Consider the following 15,866-nt stretch of genomic DNA (forward strand, 5'->3'; position numbering starts at 1 on the left):
AGGGGGACAGCATGACGCTTACTTATCAGCGCCGCAGTAAAGACGAATTGGCGCAGCGCGTCGCCCAGGACATCCATGACGGCGCCTACGTGAATCTGGGTATTGGCATGCCAACCCTGGTGGCCAACCATTTGCCCGCTGGTGTGGAAGTGGTGCTGCACAGCGAGAACGGTATTCTGGGCATGGGCCCGGCTCCGGCAGCCGGGCAGGAAGATTACGATTTGATCAATGCGGGCAAGCAGGCGGTCACGCTGCTGCCCGGTGGTGCGTTTTTCCATCATGCGGACAGCTTTGGCATGATGCGTGGCGGCCATCTGGATATTTGTGTGCTGGGCGCTTTTCAGGTGTCGGCAACCGGGGATCTGGCCAACTGGAGCACGGGCGAGCCTGGCGCGATTCCGGCTGTGGGTGGCGCTATGGATTTGGCGATTGGCGCGAAACAGACCTGGGTCATGATGGATGTACTGACCAAGCAAGGTGTCAGCAAACTGGTTGAACAATGCAGCTACCCCTTGACTGGCTTGGCTTGCGTCAAACGTGTGTATACCGATTTGGCGACCTTGGCTTGCACGCCAGAGGGTTTGCAACTGATTGATCTGGTGCCCGGTTTGACCCATGAAGCACTGGAAGAAATGATTGGTTTGCCCATTGCCGTGGCAATGCAAGGAGAGGGCCAATGACGGTCAGCCCTAGCGCCTTGAATACCGAGCGAGGCATGTTTCGCGTCAGCGTGCAAGGTGATCCGCTGGCCCCGGCCCTGATTCTGAGCAACTCCTTGGGTACCACCCAAGAAATGTGGGACCCGCAGGTGGCCGGTTTCGCCCAGTCCTACCGTCTGATTCGTTATGACACTCGCGGTCATGGCGGCAGCCCGGTTACTCCCGGCCCATACCGCTTCAAGGATTTGGGGCGTGATGTGCTGGCGATTCTGGACGCGTTGGATATTGAACGCGCTGCGTTTTGCGGCTTGTCCATGGGCGGTCACACTGGCTTGTGGTTGGGGGTGAATGCACCGGAGCGTTTGAATGCGCTGATCGTGTGCAATAGCGCGGCCAAAATTGGTACCGCTCAAGCCTGGCAGGAACGTGCCCAAGCGTTGCGTCAAAGTGGTGCCGCCCAGATGCGTACTCTGGCGGACTCGGCCCCTTCGCGTTGGTTTGGGGAGGCCTTCATTCAGCAATCGCCGGAGTTGGTCAAAGCTATGCAGGATGGTCTGGCCAAGCTGAACCCACTGGGTTATGCCGCCTGCTGCGATGCCTTGGCCGAGTCGGATCTGCGAGATCAGATCAGCCGTATTGCGGCACCGACTTTACTGGTCGCCGGCGAGTGGGATCCCGTCACGACGGTGGCCGATGCCCAGGCCATGCAAGCCAGTATTCCTGGCTCCAAAGTGGCCGTCGTACCGGCCTCGCACTTGTCCAATCTGGAAGCGCCCGAAGCCTTCGAGCGCGCCATACTGAATTTTTTAGCCCAGGCCTAAGTGCCCGAGCGCTTGTTTTTAGAAAGGAACACCATGCTTTATCTGGTTCACATGATTGTTGATATCCCTGACTCCCTGCCTGCCGAAGAGGCTGCCCGTATCAAGGCTGAAGAAAAAGCTTACTCGCAGGATCTGCAGCGTTCGGGCAAGTGGCCGCATATTTGGCGCGTGGTGGGGCAGTACGCCAACTACAGCGTGTTCGATGTCGAGAGCAATGAAGAGCTGCACAATTTGCTTAGCGCTTTGCCTTTGTTCCCTTATATGCAGATTTCCGTGACTCCCTTGGCAACGCACCCGTCGGCTATTTAAGTTTTACAGAAGTAAAAAGGGCCCCCACGCTGCGCCTTTGGCTTGCTGCTCCACCTCGCGGCCTGCATGCCGCTCGGATTCGCCAGGCACACAGCAGTCCGCAATGGACTACTGTGTGTCCCGGTTCATCCTTGAGGGGGCCGCTTTTCCCTTGGGGCGGCCCGGCGGTAAAAAAACTCAGGCTGTGATCCCAGCGCAGTCTGAGCACCGAGTACAGTTGAGAGTTCAAACAACAAGACTGGGGAGACAAATCGATGGGATTGAAAAGTGGATCGGCGTCGGTCTGGGTGGCTGGATTTTTGTCGGTGTTGATTGCCTATGCCGGGCCTTTGCTGATCTTTATTCAGGCTGCACAAGTAGGCCGAATTGCCGATGCAGAGCTGATCTCCTGGATCTGGGCGATTTCCATAGGCGCCGGTTTGAGCGGTTTGCTCCTGAGCGCGTATCTGAAGCTGCCCATTATTACGGCCTGGTCCGCACCGGGCACGGCCTTGCTGCTGACCCTGTTTCCAGGCATCACCATGCCTGAAGTGGTGGGGGCGTATCTGAGCGCCGCCTTGATTATCGTCGTCATTGGTCTGACAGGCGGTTTTGAAAAGATTCTTTCCTTCATCCCCAAAGGCATTGCTGCGGGCATGATGGCTGGCATTTTGCTTCAGTTCGGTATGGCGGCGTTCACGTCCAGCAGTGACATGCCCGCCACCGTCCTGGTCATGTTGGCGGTGTACTTGTTGGGTAAACGTTTCTTGCCGCGCTACGCGATTGTGCTGGTGGCCTTGTCCGGATTTGTGATGGCCGTGCTCACCGGCCAAGTACATATGGAAGCGTTCAAGCTGGAGCTGGCCCGCCCGGTTTGGGTTAGTCCGGAATTCAATATCGCGACCTTATTGAGCCTGACTTTACCCTTGGTGCTGGTCAGTTTGACGGGGCAGTATTTGCCCGGCATGGCGGTCTTGCAGTTGGCGGGCTACCCCACGCCATCGCGTCCTGTGTTGGCAGGCACCGGCTTGGCCTCGATGCTGGTGGCCTGTTTTGGTGGCATCACCATTGTGCTGTCCTCCATTACCGCCGCTTTGTGTACGGGCAAGGATGCCCATCCCGATCCGGACAAGCGTTATGTGGCCGGTATGGCCAATGGCGTGTTTTATCTGTTGGGCGGCACTTTTGCCGGCTCGATTGTGTATTTGTTCACCGCTTTGCCCGCCTCCTTGATTGCAGCCTTGGCGGGCCTGGCCTTGATTGGGGCCATTGTGGCCAATGTGCGGGTGATGGTCAGCGAAAGCGGCTATATCGAGCCGTCTGTCATCACATTTCTAACTACCGCATCCGGTATGAGCCTGTTTGGACTGGGCGCTGCATTTTGGGGCGTGGTGTTTGGCCTGGTGGCGTATCGCTTGCTTGGGTCCAGACATAAGTAAAAAAGGAAGAGACATGAATCAGTTGGCACTATCCCTTGATCACATATTGGAGCCTGTGCTGGCCGTGTTGCCACAGCGCCGCTGGGATCTGGATCGTTTGCGCGTTCTCTTGCAATTGAACGTGCCGCCAACGGTGACCGTAGTTGGTAAATACAATCACGGCAAAAGCCGTCTGCTCAATGAGTTGATGGGCAGTGATGTTTTCAATGTGGCGGATCGTCGCGAAACCGTCGCGCTGGCCGAGCACGTGCATGAAGGCGTGCGCTGGCTGGATGCGCCGGGTCTGTATGCAGACGTGGCCTTGCAGGATGATGCCCTGGCACGTGAAGCTATGGGTTTGCAGGCGGATATTCGCCTGTTCGTCCACGCTGCCAAAGAAGGCGAGCTGGACGCTTTGGAAAGCAATTTGCTGCAAGAGCTGGCCGCGGATCATCAGCGCTCGCAGCGTCAGAACCTGATGGTCATCAGCCAGATTGACCAGTTGGCCGATGACGAGCAGCAAGAGAAGGTGTTGGGTGCTATTCAGCAGCAGTGTGCTGGTCTGGCATTGCACCCGGTGTCCAGCACCCGCTATCGTCAGGGCCGTGAAGGAGGCAAGCCGCGCATGTTGGAAAAGAGCGGGATTCCCGCTTTGCAGGCTTCATTGGACGCTGCCTTGAAGCGTGTGCCGCAAGCCCGCGAGTTCGAGCGCGAAGCCTTGCTGAGCGAGCTGACGCAAGAGTTGAATGCCTTGCAGCAAGTGCAAGCGCAAAGCCTGCACAGCCTGCAGCAGACGCAAAAGCAGCAGCACATTGATTTTGTTGAAGGTCTGCACAAGATTCTGGAAGGCATCGCCAAGGATTTGGAGCCGGTAGTCAATGCGCCCGGTGTGGATCATTCCCTGGTGCCGGATACCTTCGAGTTTGGTTTCAAGATGACGGCAGGCAAGCAAGAGCGTGCCCGTTTGCAGATTGCCTATTCGCGTGCGTGTATTGCGATCAATGGTCACCTGGTGGAGTACGGTGCCGTAGGCTTGCCAGCGGCGCAACGTACCTCGGTGCGCAGTATGGATACCGTCATGATTGCGGTGATGGGCGTGTCGGTGAAGTACCGTGCGGATCTGCGCCGCATCTTCTGCGAGCAGGCCGGGCGCGACAAGCTGGTTCAGGACTTCACCCATTATTTTGAAGTCTCGGATGGCCGTGTGGCCTTGGAAAAGCAGATCGAGGCGACTGAAAACCAGCTTGAGCAAACGCGTCAGGCTTTGGAAAGTCTGTCCACCTTGGAGCATGCCTAATGTCGGTGGAAAGCACGTTTATCAAGGCGGTTGCGCAGCTCAATCCTGCCAGTCAGGATAGGCAGCCCGCTATTGCCAGGATGGAGCAGTGGCTGGCGGATTTGGGCCAGACGACGGTGGCGCAAGCCTTGTCCGGCACGGCCTTGGGCGAGCAGGGGGCGTTGGCGCAAAGTGCTCAACAATTGAATCAGCAGTTGCAGGCACAAAGAGACGCCTGGGCGGCTTCCTGGTCGGCATTGGCACCGGCTCAAGAATTAGCGGATCGTTTCCGTGATCGCATTATGCTGCTGGTGTTTGGCTCCTTTAATGCCGGTAAAAGCTCCTTGTGCAATTTCCTGGCGGATCGTTTTCGTCGTCAGGGTCATAGCGTGGATTTTTTTCGTCTGGCCGATGGGCAGATGCAGCCCATGCCTGAAGGTTTTCAGGAAGGGGCAACAGAAACCACCGTTGCCTTGCAAGGGGTATGTCTGGGCGAGAAGCTGGTTTTGCTGGATACCCCCGGCTTGCACTCGGCCAATGCTCATAACGCCGCATTGACACAGCAGTTTTTGGAAAGCACGGATGCGCTCTTGTGGCTCAGTAGTTCCAGCGCACCGGGGCAGGTTCAGGAACTGGGCGATTTGCTGGTGGAATTGCGCCGCAACAAGCCTTTGCTGCCGGTGATTACTCGTAGCGATCGAATCGAAGAAGATGAGGTCGACGACGAAATCGTCAAAGTGCTTTGTAATAAGACAGCGGATAACCGCCAGTTGCAGGAAGAGGACGTGATGACGCGGGCGGCGCAGGCTCTGAACCATTGGGGGCTGAGCCGTGATTTGCTCAAACCGGCTTTGTCCTTGTCCGTGCATATGGCGCGAAGTCAGCAGGACGAAGATCAGGGCTTGGAACAGGCGGGTTTCGAGCGCTTGTATCTGGCCGTGCAGAACCTGCTAGCGCCTGCCCTGGCCTATAAGCAGCGCAAACCTGCCGAGCTGCAATTGCACCATATTGAAGAGGCGATTCTGAGTCCTTTGATGCAAACGCTGGAGCAGGGCGCTGCTCAATTGCGTCAGCGTATTGAAGAACAAACGGTAGTTTTGCAAGGAGCCGTACAGGCCCTGACCGAAGGCACCTGGCGGCGAGTGGTGCCCCAATTGCCCGAGGTGCTGGAAAAGCATGCCGCCCAGCAGGATGTGGCTGCTGTGCGTACTGAACTTGGCCAGAACATAGGCAAGGCATTTGCAGATCTAAGCCAGACGGTTCTGGTCAACTTTCAACTGACCCAGCCGGACGTGCCGACACTGAATCTGCCTGCTCATATTGGCTATGAAGTGTTCCAGGAGCAGGGGGAAGGGCAAGCGCCGCTGATCGACTACAACCGCCTGTACATGAGCTTGAGTGATGGGGTGATGACTGGTGCCCAGGAGCTGGCGGAACAGGTAGTGGAGCAGGCTGAGCAAAGCCTGGAACAGCTCAAGCAGGAGCTGATTGGCTTGGAAAATGCCGTGGCTGATCAGGCCCAGGCTTTGGAGGCGATCAAGCGTCAATTGCACGCGGCGTGAGGTAGCATTAAATCGGTTTTGCATTGCCATGCAAAACACAGAAAACCGGCTGGATAGCGGTTAAACCTCAAGCTGATTTCATGGATTGTGGCTTATTTGTTGAAATGCTAATGAGAATTGTTAGCATTTCGATATTTGTGTTTTAAATCGAAGGTGAAGTCGCTATGATGGTTTGTATAGCATCCAAGCCTTAGCCAAGAGCCGTTTTACGGCTCTTGGTGTCTGTACTAGGCAAACCTGGATTGCGTAATTTTCTGGGGGCGCACGGCGATGAAACCGAAAACAAGCCACTACTTTTCACCCAATAAGGGAAGCTCGCCTAACTGGCGCCAACACCTGCGCCTGTGGGTTGGACTCATCATCTCCATGGGGGGCGTCTGGGCGATCTGTCATCAGTTCTGGCTGTACGCACAAGATCACCCGGTGGTCTTGCAGGCCCTGCTAGGCGGCTCCATCGCGGCGTTGGCCACGGCACTGGGGACTGTGCCCGTCATGTTTTCTCAAACCATGTCGCAGCGCACCCAGGATACGCTATATGGCTTTGGGGCAGGGGTGATGCTGGCCGCTTGTGCCTTCTCCTTGGTTTTGCCGGGTCTGGAAGCGGCAGAAAAGCAGCAGGTGTTTGGCGGTGGTGCCTGGGGGGCGGGCGTAGCAGTGGGCTTTTCCATCTTGCTGGGGGCCGCGGCCTTGATGCTGCTCGATCGCATTCTGCCGCACGAGCATTTCATTAAAGGGCGCGAGGGTCCCGGTAATGCCTCATCGACCAAGCTGCGCCGTACCTGGCTGTTTGTGATCGCGATTATGCTGCACAACTTCCCAGAAGGTTTGGCCATTGGTGTGGGCTATGTGGGCAATGAAGGGGTGCGCGCCAATGCGCTGGCCACGGGTATTGCCATTCAGGACGTGCCTGAAGGCTTGGTAGTGGCGCTGGCCTTGCTGGCCGCCGGTTACAGCCGTACTTTCTCTGTTGTGTTGGGCATGGCCAGTGGTTTGGTTGAGCCGGTCGGTGCGGTGCTAGGGGCAGTGGCAGTCAGCAGTTCGCTGGTGCTTCTGCCTTTTGGTCTGGGCTTTGCGGCGGGTGCCATGCTGTTTGTGATCAGCCACGAGATCATTCCCGAATCGCACCGGCAAGGACATGAAACCTTTGCGACGGGTGGTTTGATGATCGGCTTTGTCTTGATGATGCTGCTGGATACTGCTTTAGGATAAGCAGGTTCGCAAAAAAAATAGCCTGAAACAAGACGAGCTTGTTCAGGCTATTTTTTTGGCTTTGGCTTTGGCTTTGGCTTTGGCTTTGGCTTTGGCTTTGGCTGTAGATCCGCGCATGAATGCCTGGCAAGATTGTTCCCGACAAGGTTTTTGCTTTATTTCTGCTGAACCCTGCATGGTCACGGCGCAGCAAGCAGCCCAAACATCAGTTAATAAAGACCTATACTAAGGCGCCTGTTTGGGGCAGCCCCGAACTTATTTTTTTATCCCGCCTCGGCACAGCATCTTGTATCTGTCCAGGCGCTTCTTTAGCAGTGATTTCCAGCATGCTACGCATAGAAAATCTCAGTAAAAACTATGGCGACTACCCCGTTTTCAAGGGGCTGACTCATACCTTTCAGCCTGGCTGCGTGGCGCTCTGTGAAGAAGACAGCACCGGCAAATCCACCTTGCTGAACATTATTGCTGGCTTGCTCGAACCAGATGCAGGTGAAGTGTGGATAGACGGGTATTCGCTGATGAAAGCGCCCCAACAAGCCCGCGCCCGTATGGCCTATGTCCCCGATAACTGCCTGCTGTTTCCGTCTCAAACAGGCCGCCAGTTGCTGGAGCAAGTGGCCGCTGAAAAGAAAACCCGTGTTGATGACACTGCGCTGGATCTGGCCTACCGGCTAGGCCTGGAGCCACACTTGGACAAGCGTTTTGAGCAGATGTCCACAGGAACGCGCCGCAAGGTGTTTCTGGCGGCAGCGGCTTTGGGTGCGCCGGCTGTGATCATTGCCGATGGCCCCAGCAATGGCCTGGACACACAGGCTCGTGCCGCTTTGGCAGAGCAATTCGAGATTTGGTCACAAGACCGTGTTGTGCTGTTTGCCAGTCACGATGCGGAATTGGTAGAGGCCTGTGGAGCACACAGCATCAATATTGCCGAGCTGGTGTAGTCCTTGGGCAGTGCCCGTCATCTATCAGTCAATCAGCTTCAAGAAAGAGGCAGAGGACGCTTTGGAAAACGAGCGTCCTCTGCCTCTTTTTCTGTGGGTGTTTCCTGATCAGCTCATAAATTCGGCAATCCTACGGATTCTTTCAGTTGTCCAGATCCCTACTATGGTTAAGCCAAACAAACCAAAACAAAGGAGACGACATGGCAACAGGATATATTTGGAACACTCTTTACGGCTGGGTAGATACCGGTACGGGCAGCCTTGCCTCGGCTAATCTGGGTGCCCGTTTACAGCCGATCAGCCACCACCTGGCTCATCCCGATACGAAGCGCCGCTTTCACGAGCTGGTTTGTGCCTCCGGTCAAATTGATCATCTGAGCAGCATCCAGGCCAAGCCTGCACGCGACAAGGATATTTTGCGTGTACACACGGCCGAGCATCTGGAAAACATGAAGCGTGTCAGTGCCTTGCCAACTGGGGGGGATACAGGTGATGGCGTTACCGCTATGGGGAATGGCGGACTTGAAATCGCCATGCTTTCCGCCGGCGGCGCGATTGAGATGGTCAAAAAAGTGGTCAGCCGTGAAGTGAGCAATGGCTATGCCTTGGTGAATCCACCCGGCCATCATGCGCCTCGTGCCGGTGCGATGGGTTTTTGCATTTTCAATAACACCTCGGTGGCCGCAGCGTATGCTCGCGAGGAACTGGGCCTGGATCGTGTCGCGATTCTGGATTGGGATGTCCACCACGGCAATGGAACCCAGGATATTTGGTGGAATGACCCGTCGGTGCTGACTATCTCCTTGCACCAGCACTTGTGTTTTCCGGCCAATAGCGGCTTCACGACTGAGCGTGGTGAGGGTGAAGGCCTGGGCTACAACTTGAATATCCCTCTGCCTCCTGGCGGCGGGAATGCCGCCTACCTCTATGCCATGGAAAAAGTGGTGTTACCTGCGCTGCGCGCCTATAAACCGCAGCTGATTATTGTGGGTTCGGGCTTTGATGCCAGCATGATGGACCCGCTGGCACGCATGATGGTGACGGCTTCCGGTTTCCGGCAAATGGCGCGTCAGGTGATCGACTGCGCCGAGGAAGTCTGCGAAGGTCGTATCGCCTTTGTGCAGGAGGGTGGCTATAGCCCGCACTATCTGCCATTTTGCGGTCAGGCCGTGATTGAGGAACTGACAGGCGTGCGTACGCTGGCTGATCCTTATGCGGAGTTCCTGGGCGGGATGGGTGGCGACACGCTATTGGACGCGGAACGCGCCTGCGTCGATGAGGCCGCAGCCCTGTTGAGCGGTCTGCGTTAATTCCTGATGTGCCAGTGTTAAGCGGCGTCCCGGATCGTGTCTTTTAATGGCACAGTCCGGGCACTGCCGCCAGGATCGCACCCTGCGTATCCGGCACATACCAATGATTCAGAGCCGCTGTGACAGCGGCTTCTGTTCGTCGGGTGATACCCAGTTTGCGCAGCAAGGACGTGACATGCGAATGCACGGTGCGTTCGCTTAAAAATAGGCTGGCGGCAATTTCCCGGTCGGTGTAGCCCGTTACCAACCAGCCCAGCACCTGCATTTCCTTGGCACTGAGCGCAGCGGGCAAGGGGGCGGGCAGCAGTCGCACCAGAACATCGCCCTTGGGAAAGCGCTGCGCTTGCAGTCGATAGCTTCGTTTGCCTTCCAGCCAGAACGCTTGCAAGGTCGAGGTTTCCTGGCTCATGAAGGACAAGGCTTTAGCCAGTGCGGGGCTGAACTGGGAAGCGTCAGAGAGCATGTCCTCACGCATGATCAGCCCGCCTGCCTGTGGCACCAGATGCAAGACGATGCCGTTTTGCGAGACCATGTTCTGCATGGCCTCTTCCAGCAAGATTTTCGCGCCCAGCGCCAGTGTGCGGACATGGCGATTGAAGCATCCTGCTTGTTGGGAAGAGAAGTGAATCATTCCCAAATACGAGTCCCCGCGCTGTAGTTCTACCGTCATCCCATCCTGAAACCCGCCACGCAGCAGGGCATCGGTATAGATGGCAGTACTGCGAAAGGGTGGATCCATGGTGTCCGAGCACTCGGAAATAGAAGGCGGCAGCAAATCGTGCGGAGAGGCCTGTGCTGTAAAGCCCGGTGCGTAGATTTGTGGAAAGCCGGTTCCCAAGGCCGACGCGCAGTTCAGGTTATAGCCTTCGCAATGCAACTCCAGATGGGTACGGCTTTGCGGTGCACAACCCAGAAGTTGCACCGCATCGAAGTGAAACAGGGAACGCAGGGATTGAATACGATCGCCGAGACTGAACATGGCAGGGCCTGAGGATAAGTATGGTAAGGGTGCTAACAATAAACATAGCGTTTGGTGATTGAGAGCGCAATTGGGCCAAACCCAGGCTTGGAAGTGGTTCCGAGTATGGATGCACCCCCAAAGCAAAAACCCTCCAGACGTGGAGGGTTGCTTGAAAAAGGCGGCAAGCCAAACTGCTTGATACCGCCCATCTCCGGGCGGGGAGATAGCTTAGGGCTGGTGGTAAAACGACCGGCGGCAGAACCGTCTTATTTAACGGCTTCCAGATATCGTCTTAGCACTTCGGGCCAGTTGATCACATTGAAGAAGGCGGCAATGTATTCAGGCCGGCGATTCTGGTATTTCAGGTAGTAGGCATGCTCCCACACGTCCAGACCCAAAATGGGCGTGTTGCCGTGCATCAGTGGGCTGTCCTGATTGCCGGTGCTCTCTACCACCAGTTTCTTTTCCGGGGTGACACTGAGCCAGGCCCAGCCACTGCCAAAGCGTGAGATTGCCGCCTTGGTAAAGGCATCCTTGAATTGTTCGAATCCACCGAGATCCTGGTCTATGGCCTGGGCCAGGTCCTTGGGAATAGTGGTATCGGCATCCGGTGTCATCACCGTCCAGAACAAACTGTGGTTGGCATGGCCGCCGCCGTTGTTGCGCACCACATTGCGTACGGATTCGGGCAGGGTGTCCAGCCCAGCAAGCAGCTCATCAATAGGCGGGTACGGTAAGTTGGCCGCTTCCAGTGCCGCATTCAGATTGTTGATATAGGTCTGATGATGCTTGCTGTAGTGAATTTCCATGGTCTGGGTGTCGATATGGGGTTCCAGAGCATGGTAGGCATAAGGCAGGGCAGGTAAGGTGTAAGACAACACGCACTCCTCGATAAACCCCCGGCCAGCGGTGCCTGGGGGACAGATTGAAACTTAATGAGAAAAAGAGCGTTCCTGCGGGCTGACGGCTCCTAAGAAAAGGGCAGAGCAGGTGGGGACATGATGGGGGTAGCGACGCGCATAGCGCGCCAGCTCGGCATAGGTGCGTCGGCTGTGTTGCCAGGCGGCCATGCGCCAATCATCGGCCAGGTGCGTGTTGGCCGCCGCCCAGCACAAGGTTTCGTGCGCGGTACACAAGAGCAGGCCTTGTTCGTCACTTTGATCTAGCTGTTCGCAAGCATCGGCCAGATTCAAATGGGCAATGACCCAGGCGGCAATGGTGGCGTCGGCCCCTTCACAAGCGCCAAACAGCAGCGGTTTTACATAGGCGCGGGCCTGTTGGTAGTGCGCGATGGCATCGGTGTAATTGCGAGATTGAAAGGCCTGGTTTCCCTGCGTAATCAAACTACGCCAAGAGGCGAGCTCATCGCGTTGGGTAAGAGCGTGTTGGGGCTGTTGGGTAACGGTCTGCATGCTTTGCTCCTGATAAAAGGTAGCGCATCAATAATGAAATTAATGATAATGATTTGCATTTATATTATCAAGGAAATCCAAAAAGCAAATCGTAAGCAGATCAAACGTCAGTTGGAAAGGAGCGGGGCGGGGGCGCTGAAGCCAGTGGTGCTGCGGCTTTTCGGGCTTGGTTGACGTGTTTAGGTGTATACCCTGTAGCGCCCGGATGCTTGTTCCAAATCAAGTTCACGTCGGCTATAGGACAAGAAAAAAGGCTGAAAGCCCGGGGGCGTTCAGCCTTGATATCAGTTTGTCTGAATCGTCTTAACGACGTTTTACTGACAACTCATATTCCATATCCTGCTCGTAGCTGCCCAAGGACATGGCTTTGACTTCGTAGTCGCCCGCTTCCAGCTGGACTTCCAGACGGGCATTCATATCGCCGCCGCTATCATCGTCTTCGGCAACGGTTTGGCCGTCTTTGCGCAGTACCAGGTAGGTGTCAAAGATAGGCGAAGTCATATCAATGATGTAGCTGCCAGGCTGGCGCACGGTCAACTGGTAGCTGTCGCTGGTGATGCCTTGCAGCATCAGTGCCTGGCGGGGTTCGCCTACACGGATGGTGCCGCCGCCAGCATTGGCAGGGACGTCATCAGCTACGGCGGACAGGGCAAACAAACCGGCTTGATTGGCGCCAGAAATCTTCACCTGGTGTTCGCCTGCGGCCAGTACGCCACGGACGCGTTGCTGGCCGGCTTCATCGCCGTATTGGTTGGCGCTGGTGGAATCCACTTCCATGGTGGCTTGGAAGCCTTGGGCGTCCATGAGCACCGTCACCAGTTTGGGTTCGGGCAACGTGAAGCTGTAGGTTTGGGTCTCACCGGTAAACAAGCCGCTTCTGCCTTCGCCGTCCAGCACCAGGCTATCGCCATTTTTCAGCTCGACCTCGCCAGTCATTTCCTCTGGCTTGATCTGCAGCGAGAAGCCACCCTGGAAGTTTTGCGAACCCATGGCCGAGCTGGCCTGCACAATGTATTCACCGGCTTTCAGGTAAACCTGCAGGCGTGCATCGGTGCCGCCACCGTTGTCATCGTCCGAAGCCAGTTCCATGCCACGACGGTCCATCAGTTTCAGATAGGCATCCAGGCTGTTTTGCTCGGCCTTCATGGCCAAGCTGTACAAGCCGTCTTTGTCAATATTCAAGCGGTAGCGTTTTTGACCTCCCAATGCCCAGTCATGAATAGTCTGGTCTGGGGTCAAAGGCTCGCCTGTGTAGGCTTTCAAGGTGTCGGCCATAATTTGGAAAGGGCCGAAGGAACTGGTGTTAAAGCCGCTGATCACCACCTGGTAGGTGTCGTTGAAATCAGCCTTGAAGCCCAGTGTGGTGGCTTGACCCTTGGTTTCGCTCTCTGGGCAGTCCTCACAGCGCTGGGTACGTGTCACCAGCTCGCCGTTTCGCAGCACAGTGATTTGTGGGCGTAAGGGACCGGTGACACTGATCTTGATAAGTTGGCCCGCTTCGGCTTTCACATCAAACAGGCTACTGCGCACGCCATCGCTCAGGTTCAAAAAGCTTTTGCTGGTTAGTTCGCCAGAGACAGATTGGCCCAATACCAGGGTTTGGGCAGCATCGACGGTGCTGGGGGTACTGACCGGGCCGCTTGTCGGTACGGGTACGTTTTTGGCGTAGTAAATAGCGCCACCGGCGCCGATGGCCACGCCCAACAGGGCTGCAAATAAGGTAGTTGGCTTCATGATCTCTGAAGAGTAGCTAAAAGTAAGGCACCGATAAGCCGGCGATGGTTAGCGGGCGATTGTACTGGAGCTGAGACGGTGAGCGGACACTGTCGTAATCATATGTTACGAACTGGGCCGGAGTTTCGGGTTGACTGCTGAGGCGTGAATCAATAACTGGATTCGCTTGTTGGCCCGGCCCCCCCTTGGGAGCAAGGGCCGTCTTAGCGTACTTTGTTACGTTTTAAAACGCAGCGTGGAGCTCAAGGCTGCACATAAGGCTGCTTGATAAAGGCGGGGGCTTCACGAAAGGACTGTCCTCCCCCCGGTGGTGGGGGCTGGGTCAGGGCAACTTGCACCCATTGGCCGTGCCGGCGCTCCAGCAGTCGATAGCGCTGCTCGGGACCGACCGGGCGGCTGGCCAGATACAAGGTGCCGTTCAGTCTGTATAGCGCAGGCTGAGAGGCAGACTGTTTGTCCACTTCCCGTTCCTGCCCTTGATCAAGCAGCACAATCGCGCCGCCGGGGTTTTTCTGAACCGCGACAATGACTTGTTCTTTCTCGTCCAGGCTCAGTGCGGGTGTTCCCACATAGTTCAAGCCCAGGTTTTGGGGGCGCGTCCAGCTTTGCTGGCTGCCTTGTATCAGGCGCAGCAACTTCTGGCTTTGACGGTCGCGCAGATACAACTCAATATGCCCTTGTGCATTCAGGATAGAAGCCAAGCCGCCACTACTGGCAGGAGCAGGAATCGCTTGCCAGTCCTGCCATGTCAAGTCGCTTTGCTGATAGGTCTGGAATAACTGGCCCTGCAAATTGCTGGCAAATATATGGGGGCGCCCTTGTCTATCCAGGCTGAGAGTGGCGGGGTAGGCGGCATGTTCCAGCGCAGGCAGTGCTGTCCAGGCCCCCCAACCGTAGTCGGGCTGGCGCGCGGCGCTCCAATAAAAAAGGCCGTCGGTTCCCATGGCGACCGCCTGACTGTCCCGGCGGCTGACGATAGGGGTATGCAACATGCGAGGGCCGGGTATTTTTTGCCAGGCCAGCCAATCGTTCTCATCGGGGGAGCGGCTGAACCAGACCTGTCCGGTAGCATCACGCGCAAACAGACCAGGGCTCCCGTCTGCGTAGTGAAAGGCGCTTAAGGCTTCGGCTGTGCGTCCGCCCAAGGTCATCCAGCGTTGTTCTTGCACATCCCATTGATTGATGGCGTCGTTTTGTTCGCCCGAGGCGAAAAAGCTGAGCTTGCCTTCCTTGTCACTTAACAGGCTGGCCGGATAGTCGGCACGACTGGTGTAGTAACTGCGCTGTACCCATTCGGCGGCGGGGCCGGCGGGTTCCTGACACACAGCGGGGCCTTTGCAGGCGTGTTGGTCGTGCCAGGCGTAGCGTCGGAAAATCTCGGTTTTACTGTGGATTTCATTCAAGGTCAGATTGCGAGCCTGTTCTTGAATGGGATAGTCCACATAGCCAATTTGTGCGTAATTTCCGGGGGCCGCCAGCATGGCCTCCCGAACCAGACGGGCGCTGGCGATATGGTCCGGGTGTCCGTGTCCGGTACAACGCCAGCACAGCTGGGTGTAAGGCACCGGGTTGGTGTCATCCAGATAGCGAACACTGGTGGGCTGATACAGCCGTATCAAGGCGGCCAGTGTCTGGACCAACTGCTCGCGGTTCAGTGTCTGTTGCGGGCTATCCAGTGTTTGTACGGTTTGGCCAGGTACCGATTCTGCGCGGCTCAACGGGGTCAGACTCCCCCAGCCTGGGCCCAGCCAGGGATCTTGCAGACGTAAATGGCTTAACTGAATACCCGGTCTGGACCGCAAGGTAAATTGCGTGATCGAGGCACTGCCGACCATCAAGCGGGTTTGCTGCCATTCGTTGACCAGCCCGGCCATAAAGGCATAGGCGGCGCGTACACCTTGTTCGCGGCGGTACATATACTCCAGCCCACCTTTGCGTTCACTGGCGGTCAGGTACAGAACCTGCATGCAGGCACCGGCCTGGATACTGCTGGACAGGTCTGGGTTCATGAATAGCAGGTCGTCATCCATATGGCCAACAACGACCAGGTCCCGACTGCCATGACAGGCATCCGCGGCTTGGGTAGAGAGCGGCCAGAGCAAAGCACACAGTCCGCCAAGCAGAATGCGTTTCAAGAAGGGGCCAGCCAGACAGGCAAGAAACATGGGATGAGTGCGCGGAATAAACAAGGATCAGAACGATCCGTCCCGCGTTGCTTGCAGAGGATGCAAACAACGTGCCTGCTTAGTATAAGCAGGCACTGTCAGGCAGAAAA

The 15,866-nt window shown here is 56.5% G+C and carries 14 protein-coding genes; 9 read left to right on the plus strand and 5 right to left on the minus strand.

Translation table 11 applies throughout. The features are described from left to right. Positions 1 to 11: 11 nt before the first annotated feature. From AC6I6N_RS02180 to AC6I6N_RS02220, 9 genes are all read left to right on the plus strand, one after another. Positions 12 to 680 carry a 3-oxoacid CoA-transferase subunit B gene (locus AC6I6N_RS02180; RefSeq protein WP_199827888.1) on the plus strand — a complete coding sequence of 223 codons (669 nt, stop codon included), beginning with the start codon at positions 12 to 14 and terminating at the stop codon, positions 678 to 680. Beyond that, positions 677 to 1,480 carry a 3-oxoadipate enol-lactonase gene (gene pcaD, locus AC6I6N_RS02185; RefSeq protein WP_094196507.1) on the plus strand — a complete coding sequence of 268 codons (804 nt, stop codon included), beginning with the start codon at positions 677 to 679 and terminating at the stop codon, positions 1,478 to 1,480. The genes AC6I6N_RS02180 and pcaD overlap by 4 nt, the downstream gene beginning before the upstream one ends. A gap of 33 nt (positions 1,481 to 1,513) precedes the next feature. Continuing rightward, complete coding sequence (catC, locus tag AC6I6N_RS02190; protein WP_009454559.1) at positions 1,514 to 1,789, plus strand: muconolactone Delta-isomerase; 276 nt, start codon at positions 1,514 to 1,516, stop codon at positions 1,787 to 1,789. 254 nt (positions 1,790 to 2,043) lie between these two features. Beyond that, the gene (locus AC6I6N_RS02195) at positions 2,044 to 3,207 is read left to right on the plus strand and encodes a benzoate/H(+) symporter BenE family transporter (RefSeq protein WP_125277840.1); all 1,164 of its coding nucleotides are present in this window, start codon (positions 2,044 to 2,046) and stop codon (positions 3,205 to 3,207) included. A gap of 13 nt (positions 3,208 to 3,220) precedes the next feature. Then, the gene (locus tag AC6I6N_RS02200) at positions 3,221 to 4,483 is read left to right on the plus strand and encodes a GTPase (RefSeq protein WP_497942940.1); all 1,263 of its coding nucleotides are present in this window, start codon (positions 3,221 to 3,223) and stop codon (positions 4,481 to 4,483) included. After that, positions 4,483 to 6,024, plus strand: a complete 1,542-nt coding sequence (locus AC6I6N_RS02205; RefSeq protein ID WP_125277838.1) for a GTPase — start codon at positions 4,483 to 4,485, stop codon at positions 6,022 to 6,024. Before AC6I6N_RS02200 ends, AC6I6N_RS02205 begins: the two co-directional genes overlap by 1 nt. A 270-nt stretch (positions 6,025 to 6,294) precedes the next feature. Next, the gene (locus tag AC6I6N_RS02210; RefSeq protein ID WP_497942946.1) at positions 6,295 to 7,233 is read left to right on the plus strand and encodes a ZIP family metal transporter; all 939 of its coding nucleotides are present in this window, start codon (positions 6,295 to 6,297) and stop codon (positions 7,231 to 7,233) included. 326 nt (positions 7,234 to 7,559) lie between these two features. Further along, positions 7,560 to 8,174 carry an ATP-binding cassette domain-containing protein gene (locus AC6I6N_RS02215; RefSeq protein ID WP_497942949.1) on the plus strand — a complete coding sequence of 205 codons (615 nt, stop codon included), beginning with the start codon at positions 7,560 to 7,562 and terminating at the stop codon, positions 8,172 to 8,174. 200 nt (positions 8,175 to 8,374) lie between these two features. Continuing rightward, entirely contained in the window at positions 8,375 to 9,484 is a 1,110-nt protein-coding gene (locus AC6I6N_RS02220; protein WP_094196512.1) for a class II histone deacetylase, read from the plus strand. Between the two features lie 43 nt (positions 9,485 to 9,527). On the opposite strand, the gene AC6I6N_RS02225 is transcribed toward AC6I6N_RS02220, so the two are convergent. The 5 genes from AC6I6N_RS02225 to AC6I6N_RS02245 form a co-directional block, all read right to left on the minus strand. After that, on the minus strand, positions 9,528 to 10,463 hold the full coding sequence (locus AC6I6N_RS02225; RefSeq protein WP_497942955.1) for a helix-turn-helix domain-containing protein: 936 nt from the start codon (positions 10,461 to 10,463) through the stop codon (positions 9,528 to 9,530). 248 nt (positions 10,464 to 10,711) lie between these two features. Further along, entirely contained in the window at positions 10,712 to 11,323 is a 612-nt protein-coding gene (locus AC6I6N_RS02230; RefSeq protein WP_230018446.1) for a superoxide dismutase, read from the minus strand. Positions 11,324 to 11,377: 54 nt separating this feature from the next. Next, a complete protein-coding gene (locus AC6I6N_RS02235; protein ID WP_094196515.1) occupies positions 11,378 to 11,857 on the minus strand; it encodes a DUF2753 family protein in 480 nt (159 codons plus the stop codon). A 303-nt stretch (positions 11,858 to 12,160) separates the two neighbouring features. Next, on the minus strand, positions 12,161 to 13,591 hold the full coding sequence (locus AC6I6N_RS02240; RefSeq protein ID WP_108727389.1) for a hypothetical protein: 1,431 nt from the start codon (positions 13,589 to 13,591) through the stop codon (positions 12,161 to 12,163). Between the two features lie 242 nt (positions 13,592 to 13,833). Further along, on the minus strand, positions 13,834 to 15,756 hold the full coding sequence (locus AC6I6N_RS02245; protein WP_497942958.1) for a DUF8189 domain-containing protein: 1,923 nt from the start codon (positions 15,754 to 15,756) through the stop codon (positions 13,834 to 13,836). Positions 15,757 to 15,866: the final 110 nt, after the last annotated feature.

The organism is Alcaligenes sp. LTN-3 (genome assembly GCF_059735605.1).